24 protein-coding genes are annotated in these 19,215 nt (G+C 66.6%); 1 reads left to right on the top strand and 23 read right to left on the bottom strand.

What is annotated here, in order from left to right; genetic code table 11:
* Window positions 1–2: 2 nt before the first annotated feature.
* From ssb to QRN13_RS13460, 17 genes are all read right to left on the bottom strand, one after another.
* A complete protein-coding gene (gene ssb / locus QRN13_RS13540; RefSeq protein ID WP_017504124.1) occupies window positions 3–500 on the bottom strand; it encodes a single-stranded DNA-binding protein in 498 nt (165 codons plus the stop codon).
* 168 nt (window positions 501–668) lie between these two features.
* Window positions 669–1,091: a hypothetical protein gene (locus QRN13_RS13535; RefSeq protein WP_284878313.1), complete on the bottom strand. Its 423-nt coding sequence runs from the start codon at window positions 1,089–1,091 to the stop codon at window positions 669–671.
* Window positions 1,091–1,762 carry a hypothetical protein gene (locus QRN13_RS13530; RefSeq protein WP_284878312.1) on the bottom strand — a complete coding sequence of 224 codons (672 nt, stop codon included), beginning with the start codon at window positions 1,760–1,762 and terminating at the stop codon, window positions 1,091–1,093. Before QRN13_RS13530 ends, QRN13_RS13535 begins: the two co-directional genes overlap by 1 nt.
* An 81-nt stretch (window positions 1,763–1,843) precedes the next feature.
* A complete protein-coding gene (locus QRN13_RS13525) occupies window positions 1,844–4,552 on the bottom strand; it encodes a transcriptional regulator (protein WP_284878311.1) in 2,709 nt (902 codons plus the stop codon).
* A 60-nt stretch (window positions 4,553–4,612) separates the two neighbouring features.
* Window positions 4,613–5,437: a flagellin gene (locus QRN13_RS13520; RefSeq protein ID WP_284878310.1), complete on the bottom strand. Its 825-nt coding sequence runs from the start codon at window positions 5,435–5,437 to the stop codon at window positions 4,613–4,615.
* A 135-nt stretch (window positions 5,438–5,572) separates the two neighbouring features.
* A complete protein-coding gene (locus QRN13_RS13515) occupies window positions 5,573–5,854 on the bottom strand; it encodes a FlaG family protein (RefSeq protein ID WP_153923249.1) in 282 nt (93 codons plus the stop codon).
* 84 nt (window positions 5,855–5,938) lie between these two features.
* Complete coding sequence (locus tag QRN13_RS13510; protein ID WP_055753193.1) at window positions 5,939–6,676, bottom strand: flagellin; 738 nt, start codon at window positions 6,674–6,676, stop codon at window positions 5,939–5,941.
* Window positions 6,677–6,787: 111 nt separating this feature from the next.
* Complete coding sequence (locus QRN13_RS13505) at window positions 6,788–7,591, bottom strand: flagellin (protein WP_055753192.1); 804 nt, start codon at window positions 7,589–7,591, stop codon at window positions 6,788–6,790.
* 140 nt (window positions 7,592–7,731) lie between these two features.
* Window positions 7,732–8,475, bottom strand: a complete 744-nt coding sequence (locus QRN13_RS13500; RefSeq protein WP_055753191.1) for a flagellin — start codon at window positions 8,473–8,475, stop codon at window positions 7,732–7,734.
* A gap of 284 nt (window positions 8,476–8,759) precedes the next feature.
* On the bottom strand, window positions 8,760–9,578 hold the full coding sequence (locus QRN13_RS13495; RefSeq protein ID WP_055808061.1) for a flagellin: 819 nt from the start codon (window positions 9,576–9,578) through the stop codon (window positions 8,760–8,762).
* Between the two features lie 218 nt (window positions 9,579–9,796).
* Complete coding sequence (locus QRN13_RS13490; RefSeq protein ID WP_284878309.1) at window positions 9,797–9,988, bottom strand: hypothetical protein; 192 nt, start codon at window positions 9,986–9,988, stop codon at window positions 9,797–9,799.
* On the bottom strand, window positions 9,939–10,418 hold the full coding sequence (locus tag QRN13_RS13485; RefSeq protein WP_284878308.1) for a hypothetical protein: 480 nt from the start codon (window positions 10,416–10,418) through the stop codon (window positions 9,939–9,941). The genes QRN13_RS13490 and QRN13_RS13485 overlap by 50 nt, the downstream gene beginning before the upstream one ends.
* The gene (locus QRN13_RS13480; protein WP_284878307.1) at window positions 10,415–10,798 is read right to left on the bottom strand and encodes a M15 family metallopeptidase; all 384 of its coding nucleotides are present in this window, start codon (window positions 10,796–10,798) and stop codon (window positions 10,415–10,417) included. The genes QRN13_RS13485 and QRN13_RS13480 overlap by 4 nt, the downstream gene beginning before the upstream one ends.
* Entirely contained in the window at window positions 10,795–11,064 is a 270-nt protein-coding gene (locus QRN13_RS13475) for a hypothetical protein (protein ID WP_284878306.1), read from the bottom strand. Before QRN13_RS13475 ends, QRN13_RS13480 begins: the two co-directional genes overlap by 4 nt.
* A complete protein-coding gene (locus QRN13_RS13470) occupies window positions 11,061–11,216 on the bottom strand; it encodes a hypothetical protein (protein WP_284878305.1) in 156 nt (51 codons plus the stop codon). The genes QRN13_RS13475 and QRN13_RS13470 overlap by 4 nt, the downstream gene beginning before the upstream one ends.
* Entirely contained in the window at window positions 11,213–12,649 is a 1,437-nt protein-coding gene (locus QRN13_RS13465) for a DUF2793 domain-containing protein (protein WP_284878304.1), read from the bottom strand. The genes QRN13_RS13470 and QRN13_RS13465 overlap by 4 nt, the downstream gene beginning before the upstream one ends.
* Window positions 12,650–12,792: 143 nt before the next feature.
* Entirely contained in the window at window positions 12,793–13,254 is a 462-nt protein-coding gene (locus QRN13_RS13460; protein WP_284878303.1) for a DUF4112 domain-containing protein, read from the bottom strand.
* Window positions 13,255–13,322: 68 nt separating this feature from the next.
* Here QRN13_RS13460 and QRN13_RS13455 point away from each other — a divergent pair, with 68 nt between their 5' ends.
* The gene (locus tag QRN13_RS13455; protein WP_284878302.1) at window positions 13,323–14,279 is read left to right on the top strand and encodes an endonuclease/exonuclease/phosphatase family protein; all 957 of its coding nucleotides are present in this window, start codon (window positions 13,323–13,325) and stop codon (window positions 14,277–14,279) included.
* Here the strand turns inward: QRN13_RS13455 and QRN13_RS13450 are convergent.
* The 6 genes from QRN13_RS13450 to QRN13_RS13425 are packed head-to-tail and all read right to left on the bottom strand — an operon-like array spanning window position 14,254 to window position 19,088.
* Window positions 14,254–15,468, bottom strand: coding sequence for a CCA tRNA nucleotidyltransferase (locus tag QRN13_RS13450; protein ID WP_284878301.1), 1,215 nt, complete (start codon window positions 15,466–15,468; stop codon window positions 14,254–14,256). The genes QRN13_RS13455 and QRN13_RS13450 overlap by 26 nt on opposite strands.
* Complete coding sequence (locus QRN13_RS13445) at window positions 15,465–16,127, bottom strand: CoA pyrophosphatase (RefSeq protein WP_284878300.1); 663 nt, start codon at window positions 16,125–16,127, stop codon at window positions 15,465–15,467. The genes QRN13_RS13450 and QRN13_RS13445 overlap by 4 nt, the downstream gene beginning before the upstream one ends.
* Window positions 16,124–16,669 carry a DUF1285 domain-containing protein gene (locus tag QRN13_RS13440; protein WP_284878298.1) on the bottom strand — a complete coding sequence of 182 codons (546 nt, stop codon included), beginning with the start codon at window positions 16,667–16,669 and terminating at the stop codon, window positions 16,124–16,126. The genes QRN13_RS13445 and QRN13_RS13440 overlap by 4 nt, the downstream gene beginning before the upstream one ends.
* Before the next feature lie 38 nt (window positions 16,670–16,707).
* A complete protein-coding gene (locus tag QRN13_RS13435) occupies window positions 16,708–17,202 on the bottom strand; it encodes a GNAT family N-acetyltransferase (protein ID WP_284878296.1) in 495 nt (164 codons plus the stop codon).
* Window positions 17,203–17,262: 60 nt separating this feature from the next.
* A complete protein-coding gene (locus tag QRN13_RS13430; RefSeq protein ID WP_284878294.1) occupies window positions 17,263–18,036 on the bottom strand; it encodes an enoyl-CoA hydratase in 774 nt (257 codons plus the stop codon).
* On the bottom strand, window positions 18,033–19,088 hold the full coding sequence (locus QRN13_RS13425; RefSeq protein ID WP_284878292.1) for an MBL fold metallo-hydrolase: 1,056 nt from the start codon (window positions 19,086–19,088) through the stop codon (window positions 18,033–18,035). Before QRN13_RS13425 ends, QRN13_RS13430 begins: the two co-directional genes overlap by 4 nt.
* Window positions 19,089–19,215 lie beyond the last annotated feature (127 nt).

Genomic DNA, 19,215 nt, shown 5'->3' with positions numbered 1-19,215 from the left:
CCTCAGAACGGGATGTCGTCGTTCAGATCGTAGCTTTCCTTGGGGCCGCTCGGCTTGTTGGCGCCGCCGGTGGAGAAGCCCGAGGAATAGTCGTCATCGCCGCGACCACCGCCGCCGCCGTAACCGCCGCCCGATGAGCCGCCTTCCGAACGGCCGCCAAGCATGGTCAGTTCACCCTTGAAGCGGCTGACGACGATCTCGGTCGAATATTTTTCGACGCCCTGCTGGTCGGTCCATTTGCGGGTCTGGAGCGCGCCCTCGATGTAGACGGTCGAGCCCTTCTTCACATAGTTCTCAACCACCTTGACGATGTTGTCGTTGAAGATGACGACCCGGTGCCACTCGGTCTTTTCCTTGCGCTCGCCCGAAGACTTGTCGCGCCAGGTTTCCGAGGTGGCGATGGACAGGTTGGCGATGCGGTCGCCGTTGGGCATGGAGCGGATTTCGGGATCTCGACCCAGGTTGCCGACCAGAATGACCTTGTTGACGCTGCCCGCCATGGAAACTTCCTTCTCGTGTGAGGCGGCGACGACTTCGCCCACCCCGTCAATTCAGTCCGATGTCTGACCGGGGCGACAGCTCATCGCCAGCCCTTTCGACAGCAAACCCGCTAAATCAGTGGATAAGCATTAACCGAATGTTCCACTTTCGTTCCAGACGCGCAAGCCCTACTTGGCGGCAGGGTCGGCTGCGATGGCGATGGGACGGCCCGTCTCGTCGCGCTGGATGGCGCCGGGGATGGCCAGACGACCGTCGCCTGTGCGGGCCATGGCGAAGAAGCGACTGCCGTTCAGGCTCTTGCCGATCTTGACTCCTTCGCGGTCAACGAAGATGAAGCGGCCCTGATAGGCGCCGGCGATTTCCTGGTTCGATCCTCCCATGCGCAGGAAGCGAAGGCGCATCTCCTCCAGCCGCGCGGCGCATTGTTCGAGCTGGGGCTGGTCGTCGGCGATCTTCTGCAAACGAGGCGGCGCATTGTCCGGCGTCGCGACGAAGTAGCAGGCGCCCTCCGCGAACTCGTACTTGGGTTCGTTTGAGCAGGCGCCCAGCAGAGCAGCCCCGGCGATGGCGGCGAGGGCGACGAAACGCATCAGTTCATTCCCGTGAATTGGCAGTTGCGATCCTGCTCGGCCAGGGTCCTGAAACGGTTGTTGTCATTTGACTGTTCCACCCGGCGCGGGACCAGACGCAGGGTCGTATCGCCCCAGCGGCCGTATTGGGCGTCGCCCGGCCCGACGCAGGTTCCGGCGTAAAGCGCCTGGACGCAGGCGTTCAGGCTCATGTTCGGCGACAGGGTGCGCCAGTCCGAGCCGGTGTGGCGCAGGCAGGGGCTGCCGCTGACCACGGGTGTCGGACGAGGTGTGGGTTTCGGTTCCAAAACCGCTGGCGGCGGGGTCTCGGCCATTTCGACCGCAGGCAGTTCGGGCGGCGGCGCGAAGGCCGCGGTCGGCGCGGCGGCCAGGGCGCCGGTCGCGTCCAGACCCACGTCCAGGGCGTCCGTCGCCAGACCGTTGCGCTGGGCGCAGACCGCCAGGGTCGCCATGCCGACGAACTGGCCATCGACGAAGCAGCGCAGTTCCCGCGTCGGTTCCAGCGTGGGCGCCTCGGCCAGGTTGACCACCAGACCGCCCTTGGACGCCGGCGGCGCTTCCGTCGTCTTGTCGCCGCCGCCCGTAAAGATCAGGGCGAGCACGACGGCGATGACGATCACCACGCCGGCGCCGACCAACAGGATGACGCGGTTGTCTTTCGGAAGGGCCATGGGCGGGCTTTCGCGGATGAGGAGGTCAATAACTCCGACCCGGCCTCGGGCGTCAACCGCCTTGACCGGTCCCGACCGCCATCAGGCCGTCAGGCGGCTCAGCGCAGCCTGATAGTTGGCCAGCTGCGTCTGCTGGTAGGCGGTCGAGGAGCCGTTGCCGGTCTGGGTGTTGGTTATGCCGCCGGTCGATGGCGCGAGGGCGCGATAGGAAGACCGGACCGCCGTCATCGCCTGGGCTAGCGATTCGATGGCCGCCTTTATCGAGGCGGGATCGTTCAGGTTCAGCTTGTTCGACAGGTTCAGCCCATAGGTCTTGATCGCGTCCTTGTCCGGCTTCATCGGACCGACGAAGCCGGGCGTCAGACCCAGCGCGCCCAGGGCGTCCTTGCCGATCGCCCCAGCGGAGATGACGGCGCCGTCCTTGTTGGCCGCCGTCTTGATTTCCAGGCGCTGGACAATGGGTTTGGCCTTCAGGTCGGTGATGACCTTGGCTTCCAGCTGACGGCTAGAGGCGGAATTGATCTTCTTGGCCAAGCTTTCCAACGTGTCCTTGGCGTCGATCGTCACCGTCACGGCGCGGCCGCCGCTCGCGGGCGATATCGAGAACTGATCCCCGACCCGCGCCGACGTCGCGACAGTCAGCAGCTTGGAGTCGGCCTGCATGATCTGACCTTGCGGCAGACCGAGGCGATCGAGCACGCTGGCGCCGTTTGCCGCGACGCTCAAACTGGTCGGCTTGGCCTGGTCGCCATCCGCTCGCCAGGTCCGATTGGATTGGACCGCTCCGCTCGCAAGGTCGATCTGGGCCAGATAGCCGGACGTCGGATCGTCCTTGCCCGCGCCTTCCGCCCGGTTCGTGCCGGTGATCCAGACCTTGCCGTCCTTGATGGCGACGTCGGCGGCGGTGTCCGCACCCGCCCCGCCGAAATAGGTCAGTTGGTCGCTTCCCGAGGCCTGAAGGTCGGCCGACAAGGTGGCGATGAAGACGTCGCTGCCGCCGGCATGGGCGTTGGTCACCGTCGCGATATCGAGGGCGGTGTTTTCGGTATGGCCGGTCACCACCACCTTGCCGTTTTCGACCGATATGCCGGCGATCGCGCCGCTGGCGTAGCCAAGGTCACGCGTCGAAGCCAGGCTCGGCACGCCGTCGGCGTCTAGGGTGAAGCGGCGCACGACCGCCTTCCCGTTCTCGACGCCGGCCGTATAGAGGTCGTTTCCTGACACCGTCATGGCCTGAACGGAATCGTCGCCGCTGGTGCCGAACTGCATGGTCGCGACGTTCACGCCCACGTCCGGGCCGTTGATCTTGATCGGCTTTTCCTGGAAGGCCTGAAGATAGGAATCCCAGCCGCCCAGGGCCGCATTGCCCGGCATGGCCGATTTCGACCGGCCGGCGACATAGACCATGCCGTCGGCGCCGAAGCGGACCTCGGTCGCCTCATCGGCCGCCTTGGCGCCGCGCCGCTGGGTCCACAACTCCTGGCCCGAACTGTCGAACACCGAGACGAAACTGTCGGCCACGGACGCGTTGTCGCCGCTCTTGCCGGGTTCCAGCGCCCCGGTCACCGATCCGGCCAGGGCGACCCGGCCGTCATCGTCGATGGCGATGGAGAAGCCGTTGGCGCTGGAGGCGGCGCCGAGCAACTTGGTCTGCATCAGATTGCCGGCGGAATCGTATTTCATCAGGGCGACATCGCGCGCACCCTTGATCGGTTGACTGGCGTCGCCCGCCGTCAGTTCGGCGACGACCCAGACGGAACCGTCCGGGGCCACGGCGCTGGCCTTAACCGCGGCGACCCCGTCGGGCAGGTCAGCGTGCCCCACCCTGCCCTCGACCCAGAACGGATCGTCGACGCCCTGCCGGGCGGCCGGCGCCGCGCCGCCGTCGGCCTGGAACTTCAGCAGTTGGCCCGCCGTGCCGGTCTTTCCGACCCCTTGCGTCACATAGACGGCGTCGGAGGTGTCGACGGCCCGGAAGCTGATGGCCTCGCCGGTCCCGCCATTGACCTTCAACGCCCACTGATCCGGTCCGGCCGGCAGGGTGATGGTCTTGGTTCCGCTCTTGACCGTCTTCGGCTCGGCGGGAATCAACTGAGCGCTGATTCGCGTCGCGACGCCCGCGTCCTCCAGCTTGCCGTTCATATAGGCGGTGACATTGGCCAACGACCGATCAGTCGCACCCATCTCAGACAGGTCCATGGCGATCGCCTGCTCCCCGGCCGCCGTCTTGACGGTTACGGAGAACTTCACGTCGCCCTCGAAGGCCTTGACCGAGGCGGTGGGGTCGCCGTCGTGGATGGGGGCGGTGACGAAACTGGTCGGCGCCCGTTCCAGCGCATAGGTGCTCTTGACCGAGGTCTGAGCCACACCCTGCACCAGCCGCATGTCTTCGAAACTGGCGGTGCTGAGATAGGTCGACAGTTCGGCCAGGCCTTCACCGAACCGCTTGGACACCAAGGCGGCTTCCGACGCGCTCAGCCCCTTGATGCCCGCACGGTCGGCCAGGGCGCCCAGCGTGTTCAGGCCCTGATAGAGGGCGAACATCTTGCGGTAGTCGGTGGAGGCGCCGGCCAGATCCAGGCTGACATTGCCCTCGTCGATCAGGCGGCGACCGCCGAGCGCCGCACGGACCAGATCGCTGGCCTTCGCGGGCGTCGCCGTGGACGACCAGGGGGCCGTCGGTTGGGTCTTCTTGGTTTTAACGGCCGCGCTGGCGGTCGTGGTGGCGCCTGACGACGACGTCCCCGTCGTCGTTCCGAAAAGACCCAGCAGATAGCTGTTGTTGATCATTCAGACGGCTCCGACCCTATCGTGCGGCGGGCGTCGATAAGGAACTGTTAAGCTGTCGGATCAGCCCTTGAACAGCGACAGGATCACCTGCGGCGCCTGGTTGGCGATCGACAGGGCCTGAACGCCAAGCTGCTGCTGGACCTGCAGGGCCTGTAGACGGGCGCTTTCCTTGGCCAGATCCGCATCCACCAGATTGCCGATGCCGGCTTCCAGCGCATCCGACAGCTTGCCGACATAGGTGGTGTGGCGTTCGATCTGCTTGGACTGGGCGCCCAGTTCGGCTAGACGCGCGCTGCTGGTGGTGATGGCGGCGTTGACGGCGGCCAGGGCCGTCGTGGCGTTGGCCTGGCTGGTCAGGGTCGTGCCGGTCAGCGACAGGCCAGCGACGGTCAGGTTCTGACGATCCAGCGCGATGGTCTCGGCGCCGTCGGCGCTGGCCAGGAAGTTCAGCGTCGTCGTCGCCGAACCGTCCAGAATGTTGGCGCCGTCGAAGATGGCGTTGTTGGCGAACGAATCGATCGAGCTCAGCAGCGCCTGAAACTCATCATTGTAGGACGTGCGGGTGGCGGCGCTGGCGCTCGGGTCCGCCGCTGCGGTCGCCTTCTGCTTTAACTCCAGCAGGATGTCCGATATCTGCTCGCCGGCCGCCAGCGAAACGTCGGCGATAGATGTCGCGCGGTTCAGGCTGGTGGTGACGGCTTCGAGCGATCCCCGGTCGGCGCGTTGACCTTGCGCGACCGCCCAGACCGCGGCGTTGTCGCGCGCGCCCTGAACCTTCAGCCCCGTGTTCACCCGGCTCTGCGTCGCCGCCAACTGGTCGTTGGTGCGGTTCAGATTCTGCAGGGCGATCATCGCCGAGGTGTTGGTGTGGATGCTGGTGGTCATGGCTTCAAGCCCCCGGACGTTCTGTGGGCTACAGGATTAACCATGAGTCGTAATCACATGGTTAACGCGCCGGAAACCATGATTGCGCCGTCCGGCAAGCCGGCGGCGTTAAAAAATTTTAGCTCTCGCCCGTCTTCAGACGGCGGTATCGACCAGCCGACCGCCGCGATAGGTCGGGTCGCTGTTCAGTTTTTCGACATCCTCGCGCGGCAACTGGCGGATCACCTCCCCCGTCACCCGGTCCAAGACCTTATAGACGAAGCGGTTGTCGCCCACGGCCTCGATGGTCAGTCGAAAGCGGCTGGCGTCGTGGTTGTCGTTCCTGGCTGCCGGGGCCGGCGTTGCAGGCTGGATGGCGACCGGACTGACGGGAGGGATCTGAGGTACGCTTACTGATCTCGCGACATTGTCTGTCATGGCTCCACGCGCAGGTCGTCCCACGCCCTCTAGAGAAACAAACGATCAGCCGGAGCGGTCGCGAAACCGCTCCGGCCGCGCGTCTTAGCGGAACAGGCCCAGCAGGATCGAGCTGCCCTGGTTGGCGATCGACAACGCCTGCACGCCCAGCTGTTGCTTGGTTTGCAGGGCGGTCAGCTTGGCGCTTTCCTTGGCCAGATCGGCGTCCACCAGATTGCCCACGCCGGCTTCAAGAGCGTCCTGAAGCTTGTTGACGAAGGTGATCTGACGGCCCAGCGACTTGGACTGGGTGCCCAAGGTGGCCAGGGCGCTCGTCGTCGCCGAGATGGCGGCGTCGACGTTCGCCGCGGTGGCGTTAGCGGCCGTGACGCTGCCGGTGTTCACGGCGGTGATCGCCGCGTTCGAACCCAGTGCCGTCAGGCTGTTCACGCCATCGAAGGTCGCGCCGGAGATGGCCGAGGCGACTTCCAGACCCAAGGCGTTGTAGTCGGCCAGATAGGCCGTCTGCGCCGAGCCGGTCGACGAGGCGATGTTGACGGCGAGCGACTTCATCTCTTCCAGGGCGGAAGTGACGGAATCGCCGGCGGCCAGAGCCACGTCGGTGATCGACTGGGTGCGTTGCAGGCCGGCGCGAACGGCGTCCTGCGAGGCGGCGTTAGCGCGTTGCGACGTGGCGATCGCGAAGATCGCACCGTTGTCCTTCGCCGACGACACCTTCATCCCGGTGCTGATCCGGTTTTGGGTCGTGTCCAGCTGTTGGCTGGTCTTGTTCAGGCTCTGCAGAGCGACTGCGGCGCCGTAGTTCGTATTGATGCTGGGCATTTCTAGCCCTCCTTTTCACTTCGTGAGAGCCCCGGCGTTTTGCCGGGGTGAGCGTTTTGCTCGGGGTTCAAGGCCACGACCCCGCCGCCGGGACGGCGAGGTCTCCGGGCCTTAGCGGAAGAGGCTCAGCAGTATCGAGCTGCCCTGGTTGGCGATCGACAGCGCCTGCACGCCCAGCTGTTGCTTGGTTTGCAGGGCGGTCAGTCGTGCGCTTTCCTTGGCCAGATCAGCGTCCACCAGATTGCCCACGCCAGCTTCCATCGCGTCCTGAAGCTTGTTGACGAAGGTGATCTGACGCCCGACCGACTTGGACTGGGTGCCCAGGGTGGCCAGGGTGCTGGTCACGCCCGCGATCGCCAGATCGACGTTCGCGGTGGTGTAGTTGGCGACGGTCGGCGTCGCCGCCGTGAACATCGCCAGTTGGGTGTTCGCGCTGACCGCCGTGGCGGTGCCCAGGCGATAGGTGCCCGAACCCGTCTGGACGTCGGTGGTCGTGCCTGCAGCCGTGTTCAACAGGTTGACCCCGTCGAAGCTGGCGCCGGCGATCGCGTCGTTGATTTCCTTGCCCAGGGCAGTGAAGTCGGCCTCGTATGCCGTCTTCGCCGAACCCGTGGACGAGGCGATGTTGACCGCGAGCGACTTCATCTCTTCCAGGGCGGAGGTGATGGTGTCGCCGGCCGCCAGCGCCACATCGACGATGGACTGACCGCGTTGCAGCGAGTTGCGAACCGCGTCTTGAGAGGCGGCGTTGGCGCGCTGTTGTGTGGCGATGGCGAAGATCGCGCCATTGTCCTTGGCCGAGGAGACTTTCAGGCCGGTGCTGATCCGGTTCTGGGTCGTCTCCAGCTGGGCGCTGGTCTTGTTCAGGCTCTGCAGGGCGACTGCGGCGCCGTAGTTCGTATTGATGCTGGGCATTTCTGGCCCTCCTTGTTCACTTCGTGAGATCCCCTGGCGTTTTGCCGGGGTGAGCATTTTGCTCAGGTCCGGGCGCCGGGAACCGACGACCGATCAGATGCGGCCTTGGCCCGACCGCCTCAGCGATCGGGCCGTGGGCCTTAGCGGAACAGGCTCAGCAGGATCGAGCTGCCCTGGTTGGCGATCGACAGCGCCTGCACGCCCAGCTGCTGCTTGGTTTGCAGGGCGGTCAGCTTGGCGCTTTCCTTGGCCAGGTCTGCATCGACCAGGTTGCCGACACCGGCTTCCATCGCATCTTGCAGCTTGTTGACGAAGGTGATCTGGCGGCCCAGCGACTTGGACTGGGTGCCCAGCGTCGCCAGCGACGACGTGACCGTCGCGATGCCGGCGTCGACCGCAGCCGTCGTGGCGCCCGCACGAGCGACGGAGCCGCCCGTCAGGCCCGTCACCGAGGCGACGCCCAGAGGCGTCGTCAGGCTGTTGGCGCCGTCGAACGAAGCGCCAGAGATCGCGGTGGCGATTTCCGCGCCCAAGGCGTTGAAGTCTTTCAGATAGGCCGTCTCAGCATCCGAACCGGCGACCGACGACTGGATGCTGACAGCGAGCGACTTCATCTCTTCCAGGGCGGAGGTGATGGTGTCGCCGGCGGCCAGGGCCACGTCGGTGATCGATTGGCTGCGTTGCAGCGAGTTGCGCGTCGCGTCTTGCGAGGCGGCGTTGGCGCGCTGCTGGGTGGCGATGGCGAAGATCGCGCCATTGTCCTTGGCCGAAGACACCTTCATGCCGGTGCTGATCCGGTTTTGGGTGGTTTCCAGCTGGGCGTTGGTCTTGTTCAGGCTCTGCAGGGCGACTGCGGCGCCGTAGTTCGTATTGATGCTGGGCATTTCTGGCCCTCCTTGTTCACTTCAGTGATTTCCGGCGTCGTTTTGCCGCCGGGAGCTTTTTGCTCGGTGAGTAAGAAGCAATTGCCGGGCCATTTCTGATCCGAGCAAAATCCTACAACTAACTGATTTTACTGATTTACCTTTGATTTACCCTCCTTCCGGCCCGGCAGCTTTTGCCGGGCTGGTCGGCGCACCAGGCAAGATTTGCCGAGCGCGCGTCGAGTTGGTCTGCGCCTATGCCGGGTCACCACACGGCGGAAGGCGAAGCATTCAGCCGCAAGGGCTTAGTTGCGGAAGAGGCTCAGGAGGATCGAGCTGCCCTGGTTGGCGATCGACAGCGCCTGCACGCCCAGCTGTTGCTTGGTTTGCAGGGCGGTCAGCTTGGCGCTTTCCTTGGCCAGATCGGCGTCGACCAGGTTGCCGATGCCGGCTTCGGTCGAGTCCTGCAGCTTGTTCACGAAGGTCAGTTGACGCCCGACCGACTTGGACTGGGTGCCGATCGTGGCCAGGTCAGCGGTGATCTCGGTGATTGCCGCATCGACGATGGCGGTCGTGGCGCCGGCGCGGGCGGCGGTGCCGGCCGAGACCGCCGTAATCGGGGCGGCGGCCGCCTTGTCGGTCGTTCCGAAACCGATCTGATAGGTTCCGCCGCTGACGTTGGTGGTGATGTTGGTGGCCGTGGTGGTGTTCCACAGGTTGACGCCGTCGAAGGTCGCGCCCTTCAGCGCCGCGTCGATTTCCTTACCCAAGGCGTTGAAATCGGCCAGATAAGACGTTTCGGCGGCCGAGCCGGCGACCGAGGACTGAATGCTGACGGCCAGCGACTTCATCTCTTCCAGTGCGGCGGTGATGGTGTCGCCGGCGGCCAGAGCCACATCGACGATCGACTGTCCGCGCTGGAGTGAATTCCGAACCGCATCCATGGCGCCCATGTTGGCGCGCTGGGTCGTCGCGATGGCGTAGATCGCGCCGTTGTCCTTGGCCGAGCCCACCTTCAGGCCCGTCGAGACACGGTTTTGCGTGCGCTCCAACATAGCGTTGGTCGCATTGAGGTTTTGCAGCGCGACAGCGGCGCCGTAGTTCGTATTGATGCTCGTAGCCATTTTGGCTTTCCTGTTCACTTCGTGTGATGTCCGACGCCATTTTAGCGTCAGGAGCGTTTTGCTCGGTCTTCAGGAGAGCAAGGGCGGGGCCAGTCCAAAATATGCCGCCAGCCAGACGCCGACGCTGATTTCATTGAACTTATCTCGACGTTTTGCGAAACGACCCGGCAAGCTTGCACACCAGGCGGCAGAAGTTGCCGAGTCGTTTTTGCAGGGCGTCAGTCGCGGCGTGGCACCTGCGCGTCGTGCATCGCGCGTTCGGCCAACAGGGTCTCGACCGCCAGCCGCCGCGCCCCGTCGCAAGCCACGATCTGGGCGCCACGCAGCAGATAGGCTGCGTCCAGATCGCCGGCCGTCGGTTCAGCCGGCAGGGTCGCCAGCGCGCACGGCCGTGTCGCCGCCTCCGGCAAGACCAGTCGCGCCGGCGCAACCGTCGAGATCGGGGGCGACGCGGCACAGTTCGCCGTCATGGTCGCGCAGGCGATCAGCGCGGCGGTTCTCCAAGGGTTGATCGGCATCGTCGGCGCTCCTGGCCTGGGCGACAGCGGCCGTGGTCGCCCGGTCCGCCGCCCCCGTCATGTGGTGATAGTGATCGACGCGCTGGGCCTGAGCCGCGGCGCCTTCGGTTTCGATGCGTCGGGCGTCGGCCTGCGCCGCCGCCACGGCAGTCGCATCCCGCGCCTGAGTGCGCGCGGCCGCCAGACGCTTGTGCTCCAAGTTCAGCGGATCCCAGCGAAAGCCGAGCCCGCCCAGCAGGACGACCCCCAGCGCCAACGCTGTCGCACCCACCACCAGCCAGCCGAGCGGCGTCACCGCCCGCAGTATCGATCCGGCGCTCATGGAAAAGCCTTTCGATCCAGCTCGAAATGCGGACCGTCCCGCAGCGTCTTCCAGTCGCCGCCCCAGATCAGAGGCGTCTTCAGGTCGAGCGCCGCCGCCTTGAACGCCTCGGCGATCCGGCCATACAGCGGCCAGTCCCATCGCACCTGCCCTTCGACCAGGGCGGCGACATCGACGGCATGGCCCGTCAGATGGCGCGAGCGCGTCGTGCGGCTGGCGCCCGCCTTGACCAGGGCGGCCTGACGTTCGGCCGAGCGCAGTCCCTCGGTGATCATGAAATCCACCGGCGTGCGCGCGATCGCCGCCTCGACCACCGCACTCAGGGCCGGATGCACGCCGACGAGCCGTGCCCGCGACCGGCTGGACAGACGAAAGCTCATGGTCGACCTCCGCTGATCCGCAGCCTTGCGGTGGCGATCAGGGTGATCAACTGCTGAGCGGTCGGCGCCACCAGATAGAGCACCAGGATCAGGGCCAGCAGGCCCATCAGCCCGTCCGTGATCCTGGGCAGCATCTCAGCCGGCGTCCGCCCGACCGTGCGCATCAACAGCACCCACAGTCCCGCACTGACGGCGAAGACATAGAGCCGACGGAACAGCCACCGCCCCTCCGCCAAGGGAATCGCCCCCTGCCTGTGTCGGGTCATCGTTCGTCCTCCTCGTCATAGGTTTCGATGGCGCAGCGGCCGTCCCAGCCGGACTGGGCGCGCCATTCCCCGTCGCTGAGGCTGTCGGGCGCTTCCCACGCTTCGGCTTCCAGCACTTCGACCGGCTCAACCGGATATCCGCGCCGGCTCATCCGACGACCGTGATCAAAACCGCGCCCGAAGCGCCCGATCCGCCCTGGCCGCCGAGGGTCAGGCCCGCGCCGCCTCCCCCGCCCCCGGCCCCGAACAGCGCGCCCGAGCCGCCGGGACCGCCCGCGCCGCTCGCTGATGCGTCGCCGCCCCCGCCGCCGCCGCCGACGATCGACAACAGCGGCTTGGGCGAGACCTGTCCCGCAGCGCCCGCGACGCCGCCGGCCGCGCGAAGGCCCGACCAGCCGCCCACCCCGCCCAGGCCTCCGGCATAGGCGACATCCGCCGCGCTCAGACCGCCCCCTGCCCCGCCTCCGCCCGGTCCGTGAGAGCAAAGGGTTTCTGCGCCCGTCGCTGCCGTTGCGCTTGTCGAAGAGCTGCCGCCGGAGTTGGCGAGCCGTTGGCCGATACCCCCTGCTCCACCGACGCCAGAACCGCCTGCGGCCCCGCCCGTCGCGCGTAACAGGACCATGTCACCTGTCGCGACCTCGCTATCGCCGCCCGAAACGCCGCTGATCCCGCCGGCGCCGACCTTGACCGACAGGACGCCCTCCAGATCGTCCGCCGACCATCGCGCGAGGCTCAGCCCGCCGGCGCCGCCTCCGCCACCGCCGAGGCGTGGGGCACCAGACGGACCCGTCAGCCCTTCGCCCCCGCCGCCGCCACCGCCCACGCAGGTCGCCTCGACCCAGCACGCCCAGGCCGGCAGGGCATAGTCGTCATCGCTGGTGAACAGCGTCGTCTCACGCCGGACCGCCCCCTGGTCAAAGGCGATACGCCCCGTCGCGCGATCCACGCGCCACACCGACCGCCATGTCCCAGCGTCATCGCAGGCCTTGAGGCCCAGATCGTCGTCGCCGATCAGGCCCAACTCTGCGCGAGCGGCGTATCCGCTCTGAAACAGCAGCGACAGGACATCGCCCGCCGTCGCCTTGTTCAGCGTCAGGCGAAGATCGCCGTCGCCGCCTTCCCCCTCGCCGCGCGCCGTGAACAGGGCGGCGTTGATCTTGGCCGCCAGGGGATTGGCGTCGTCGGCGGACGTCCCGAGACCCAGCCGCGTCAGGCCCTGCACCTCGCCCAGTCGCTGCCCCAGTGCAATCCAGCCCGCACGGGCCCGTACCACCACGACGCCTTCGTCCAGAACATAGGCGATCATGCCGTCCGGCGTCGTCACGGTGGTCCAGCCGCCGCCCTCGAACCGCATCAGGGTTCCGGCCGGCCGCCCGGCCCAGACCGCGCCTTCGGCCTCTCCCGGCAGGATATAGAGATCGCCATCCGACGCATCGGCCGGCTGGATGACCGTCGTGCGACTGACCACCGCCGTCTGCAACAGGGCGTCCAGCCGGGTCAGGGCCGAGTTCAGGGTCACATGCTTCTGCATCTGCCCCGCCGCCAGATAGGGCAGGTTAAGACGCGCGCTGAAATCGTCGCTCATTCTTCTCTCCGTTGTCGTGGAGATCAGTCTGGGCGCAGCCCTTCGTCAGGCCGGAAGACGGGCGGTCATTTGGCTCAGGTCCTTGATTTCAGACAGATTCGTTGCGGAGAACACGATGGCTAGGCCGCCTCAGCCAGCGCATCTCAATCGTGCAGATAGATGATCCGCTTCAGCGTCTTGTCGTTCTGCACGCGGGCTTCATGCATCTCATGGGCGCCGGTGGCGCGCGCATTGGCCTCAGTGTCCTCGACCCAGTGGGTGCTTTCGATGTGCTTTTGCAGCGCCCGCGCCGCCATCAGTTGTCCGGGAAAGAAGGTATCGACGATGTCGCCTGCGATCGGCACCGTGCCGGTGGCGGTGTCGATGGCCATATAGGCCCCCATGCGCGCCAGGGTCGCCGGCGTCGCCTTAGCCCGCACGGCCTGAAGCATCAGCCAGCCGCCCGTCCCGACCGTGTAGGCCGTGCCGACGACCGGCACCCAGGTCAGCATGGCGTCCAGCCCCATGCCGAACGGGCCGATGCCGATGACGCGGTCCGACAGTTTCTTGACGCCCTCGACATTGGACCAGATGTTCTCGATATCCCGGATCGACCGTTTGGCCATGTCGCCCTCCAAAGCGTCGCCTTAACGCTGGGCGAGGCGTCCTGTTCAATCCGAGAGATACCTCTTCAATGACCCTGATAAAGCTGGCGGCGAATGTGACGGCGAGCGCCCTGCTGCTGGGCTTGGCGGCGTTCGGCGCAGCGGCGCTCAGCGGCATCGGCCATCGCTGGGTGGATATCCTGGCGCAGTTTACATCGCCGGTGTTGCTGGCGGCCGTCGGCGTGACCGTGGTGTGTCTGCTCTTTCGCCTATGGCCGGCCTCGATCGTCGGTGGACTGGCGTGTGTGGTTCTGACCCTGTCGGTCTGGCCGCAATGGACGCCGACAAAGGGCGCGCCGGTTCCCGACCAGCCGATCGTGCGGGTCTATTCGGCCAACCTGTATGTGTTCAACAGCGATGTCGCAGCCATGCGCCGGTCCATCGCGGCGGCCGACGCCGACATCCTGGTGCTGGTCGAGTTGGGGCAGGCGCCGGCGTCGCGGCTGGACCAGTTGCTGCCGGACTATCCCCACCGCGTTCTGATCGGCCAGGCGCGCGCCGGCGACCACGCGCGCTCGATCATCGCCTCGCGCTATCCGATCCTGCAAGGCCTGCCCAAGCGCCCCGACGGCCTCAGCGCCGTGGGCGCGACGGTTCAGACGTCTATCGGCCCGATCAACGTCTTCGGCGTCCACCTGACCCGACCCTGGCCCTATCAATATCAGTGGGGTCAGATCAGCCAAGTCATGGCCCTGGCCGAGCGGATGAAGGCCGCGCCAGACCATCCCGTCATCGCCGCCGGGGACTTCAACAGCGTCTCCAGCGCTCGAATCGGCAAACAAATCCAGTCCGACTTGGGCCTGGTCCCCGCGCCCGGCTGGCCCGGCACCTGGCCCAGCCAGATTCCCGCCTTCGCCGGCATCACCATCGACCAGATCTATCGCTCGCCTGATCTGGCCCTGATCACGCGCCGCCTGGGCGAGCCGACAGGATCCGACCACCGCCCCGTCATCACCGAGTTCACCCGCGCTCAGCCGCCGCGATAAGAATCTTCAGCCGCGCCTCATGCCCCTCGGCAGGGAAATCGTCATCGACCCAACCGTCCTCGAACGCCTTCAACACCCGCCCTGTCTTCGGCCCCGGCTTCAGGCCCAGACGATCCAGATCGCGCCCCCCGATCGGCATCTTGGGCGGCGTCCAATCGGCGGCCAGCGCCTGCAATCGCGCGCCGACGCCCGCACCGGCCGCCTGGGCGCGCATCAGCCGATCCTCGAACGCCCTGCGTCCCAAACGATAGATCGCCGCTCGCGCCTCGGCGTCGCTCATCGTCGGCGAAACCGCAGGCCCGTCCGCGACCGCCGCCGCCAACCGATCTCGCACCGCGTTCGACAATCTCAGACCACCCGCGATCTCCGTCACACCTGCCGCATCTGCGGGCACCAAGGCCGACAGCCGCATCACAGGATCGTCGGTCAGGTCACACATCGCATCGAACAGCGCTAGCGGCTGCGCCTGCGGCAGCACTTGAGCCAGCACGCCGGTCTCGGCCATCGCCCGCACCGCCGCACGCGGGTCAGGCGCCGCCAGCAGTTTCAACATCTCCTTGGACACCCGCTCGGCCGACAGCTGCGCCATCCCGGCCTTCAGCGCCGCGCACGCCGCCAGTCCGATCGCGTCCGGCTCACCCCGCCCGTACCAGGCGTAGAACCGGAAGAAGCGCAGGATGCGTAAGTAGTCCTCGCGGATGCGCGTCTCCGCCTCTCCGACGAAAACGATGCGTCCCGCCGCCGCATCCTCCAACCCACCGCCGGTCGGATCGAACACCGTCCCTGCCGCATCGGCGTAAAGGGCGTTCAGCCGGAAATCCCGCCGCGCCGCATCCTCGGCCCAGTCCTCGGTGAAGGCGACCACCGCACGGCGTCCGTCTGTCTCCACATCGCGACGCAGGGTCGTGATCTCATAGGGACACCGCTCCGACACGCCCGTCACCGTGCCGTGCTCGACGCCCGTTGGCACGGCCTTCAACCCGGCCGCCGTCAGCGCCGCCATGGTCTGTTCGGGCCGTAGGCGCGTGGCGATGTCGATGTCGTCGACCGGCTGGCCCAGCAGACTGTTCCTCACGCAGCCGCCCACGAACCGCGCGCAGCCCGCACCGCCCGCCGCTTCCAGCGCCCGCATCACCGCCCGCGTCGCTTGGCTTTCCAGCCAGGGCTGTCCCTTCACAGAGACGCTCATGCCGCATCCTCGTCGGCCGCCGCCTCTGGCGCAGCCTCGTCGCCATACAGCCGCACGTGCAACGCCTTGAGAATCCCCGCTGTCACGCCCCAGATGTAGCGCTCGCCCCAAGGCATGGCCCAGAACCAGCGCCGCAACCCCTCATCCAGATCGTAAAAGTCGCGACGATGGTTGGCGGCGTCCATCAGAAAGTCCCACGGCGTCTCGAACACCTCGGCGACCTCGTCCGGCGACGGCGTCGTCACCGGCGCCTCGCGCAGCCAGCCGATCACCGGCGTGACAAGAAAGCCGGTCCCCGTCTCATAGGCGTCTGACAGGCCCAGCACCTCGACAAACGCCGGGTCCAGCGCCACCTCCTCGTCCGCCTCACGTAGCGCCGCCTGCATCGCGGTCTCGCCGGGGTCAAGCCGACCGCCAGGGAAGGCGATCTGCCCCGTGTGGCGCGCCAGGGTGTCGGCGCGCCGCGTCAGCAGCACGGTCGCCCCCTCGGGCCGCGCCACAATGGGGATCAGCACCGCCGCCGGCCGAAGCTCCCTGGCCGTCCGTGTCGCCTGAGGGTTCAGGTCGAAGTCGGACCGCGCCGCGACCAGTTCCGGCCGCCACGTCTCGACCGGCGCCAGCCGATCGACCAGCCGGGCCCTCAGGGTCTCAAGGCTCACGTCACCGCGCCCAAGGAGAAGATCTGGCCGCCCGACCGAACGACCAGGCGTCCGTCGACCTCATGGGCCATTTCGACCATTTCATAGAAGACCGAACGCGCGATCCGCGCCCACAGATCGCGGCGCACATGGATGCGCGGCGCCGGCTCGCCCGTCGTCGGATCGGTTTCGACGACGATGGGATCGGCCTCGCTGGCCCTCACCTCATCACCGACATCGGTGGTGAAAATCAGGGCGTCGCCTTCCCGCCGCATCGCGACAGCCCGGAACGGCAAGTCCTCAACGGTGATTTTCAGCTTTTCGACCGGCGTGACCAGGTGATAGCCGTCCGGGTCCTTCCTCAGCACCGTCGAGAACAGCCGTACCAATTCCTTGCGGCCGATGGGCGAGCCTTCATGCATCCAGACACCGTTCGCCCGAATGACGATATCGATGTCGCCGCAATGCTCGGGATGCCACAGGTGGACTGGCGGCAGCCCCTTGCCGGGCGCCTGTTTGGCCGCCTCGGCGACGGCGTTCAGTCCTGACTTGGGATTATCCATCACCCTGACTTAGGCCCCGCGAACCGCGCGGGAAAGGGTCAGCCGATGCGAACCGAACCCGAAACCTGATCCACGCCGGTCGCCAGCCACAGGACACGGCGACGATCCACAGGTCCGGGCAGGATCGCCTCGGGCGCAGGGGCGAATCCGAACCGCTCGAAATAGGCCGCATCCCCGATCAGCAGCACGCCGCCGACGTCCAGCGTCCGTGCCTGATCCACGCACGCCTGAACCAGTTCGGCGCCCAGACCGTCGCTCCGGCGGCCGGCGTCCACGGCGATCGGCCCCAAAAACAGGCCCGAGGTGTCTCCAACCACGACCGGCCATAGCCGCACCGAGCCCACCACGTCCCCGTCGCGCTTGACGACAAAGGCCGCGCTTGGCTGCGAGCCTTCACGCAGACGTTCGGCCGTCTTGGCGAACCGTCCGGGCCCGAAGGCGGCCATGACCAGCGCGTCCACGCCTGTGGCGTCGGCCGGGGTCTCGGCTTCGATACGGCTTACGGCCGGAGGTATGGAAAGGGCGTGCGACATCGGCGCGCGCACCTAGAAGCAAAGCTGCGCCAAATCAAGGCAAGGCCTTCTGACGACCGCTTAACCCGCCTTCGAAAAGTCCGGCGCACGCTTCTGGGTGAAGGCCATGAAGGCCTCCATCGCCTCGGGGCTCTTCATCTGCGAACCGAAGGCCTCGCCCTCGCGCTGCATCAGCGCCCAAATGCCTTCGGCGTCACGCATCAGCCGCTTGGTCTTGCGGATCGAGTTGGGCGCGCGGGCCGCCACCTTGGCCGCCAGTTCCGCCGCCGTCGCCTCGACCTGATCGGCCGGGACCGCGCGATTGGCGATACCCCACGCCAGGGCTGTCCGGCCATCCAGCGGCTCGCCCAGCGCAAACAGTTCGAAGGCCCGCTGATGACCGATCACGGCCGGCAACAACAGGCTGGACGCCGCCTCGGGCGCCAACGCCAGATTGACGAAGGGCACGGACAGCAGCGCATCCTCGGCGACCACCACCAGATCGCAGTGCAGCAGCATGGTCAGGCCGATCCCGACCGCCCGCCCCTTCACGGCCGCCACAGCCGGCTTGTCCAGATCCGCCAGCGCCTTCAGGAAACGAAACACAGGCATGTCGCCCGGCCCCGCCCCTTGCGAGCCCAGGGCGATGAAGTCCTGAATGTCGTTGCCGGCCGAGAAGCTGTCGCCCTCCGCGCGCAGCAGCAGCGCCCGCACCGCATCGTCGGTTCGCCCCCGCTCCGTCGCCTCGGCCAAGGCCGAATACATGGCCTGGGTGATGGCGTTCTTCTTGTCGGCCCGGTCCAGAGTGACGGTCAGGACGCCGTCGATCAGTTCGCTGCGGATATGTTCGCTCACGTCGTTTCCTCGTCCTGTGCGACGGCGCTCCACCAGTCGACGCCGCTCTCGTCCCGCGTCCGCGTCGCGCGGCCGCGTCTTTCCAGATAGTTCAGGTGCGCCTGGGCCTCGCCCGTCGCCATACCCAGCACCCCGTCGCCCACCGTCCGCCCGAAGACAGACGGGAAGGCGTCGATCACCCTAGACGGTTGACGCAACGTCCGCTCAAGCCGTTTCAGCGCGACCTTATGCCCTCGCTTCAGGGCATCGAGCCGCGTGTGGACGCCATAGAAGGGTTCGCCATGCGCCGGCAGAACGAACGCGCCCTCCGGCAACAGCGCCCTCAGCTTGTCCAGCGAGTCCATCCAGTCACCCAGAGGGTCGGCTTCCGGCTCCGTCGACCAGACCGACACGTTCGACGATATGCGCGGCAGAATCTGATCCCCGGCGATGAAGACGTCGTCCGACCGCCGCCACAGGCAGACGTGCTCGGGGCTATGGCCTGACCCGACGACCACTGTCCAATCTTCTCCGTCGATCTGAATGATGTCGCCGTCGGACAGTCGCAGATAGCTGCGGGGCATCGTCGCCACACCCTTGCCGAACCCGCCGTAGTCAGCCCGCCAGCGCGCGATCTGCTCATCGCCCCAACCCGCCGCACGATAGTAGCGCTCGCCGTCCTTCGGCGCATCGCCCGCCTCCTCGGCCATCAGCATCCGCGCGGTCACATATTCCAGTCGCGACATCAGCAACGGCGCCCCCGACCGCTCACATAGCCAGCCCGCCAGTCCGATGTGATCGGGATGCATATGCGTGCAGATCAGTCGCGTCACCGGCCTGCCGCCCAGCGCGCCATCCAGCGCCGTCTCCCATGCAGCAACGGTCGTGGATGTCTTCAAACCCGTATCGACGACTACCCAGCCGTCGCCGTCCCGGATCGCATAGACATTCACGTGATCCAGTTGAAACGGCAGGGCGAACCGCAGCCACAGCACGCCTCGCGTCACTTCGACTGCGCTCTGTTCGGGGCCATTCGCGCCCAAGGGATAATGAAGAATGGGTTGGCGTGACATCCGCTCGCGCTCATCGCTTTGTGATGTCACGCTTGTCTTGCCATTTCGCACTAGCTTTCCAAACCCAGGTCACACTTGCTGTGCGTGGTTCTCTTGACGATTATCTTACGACAGCTCAAGGCTGAAC

It is taken from the genome of Brevundimonas sp. MEB006b (assembly GCF_030209705.1).
Taxonomy (GTDB): domain Bacteria; phylum Pseudomonadota; class Alphaproteobacteria; order Caulobacterales; family Caulobacteraceae; genus Brevundimonas.
The sequence above is the reverse complement of the archived record's forward strand: the minus strand, read 5'-3'. Positions and strand labels throughout refer to the sequence as shown.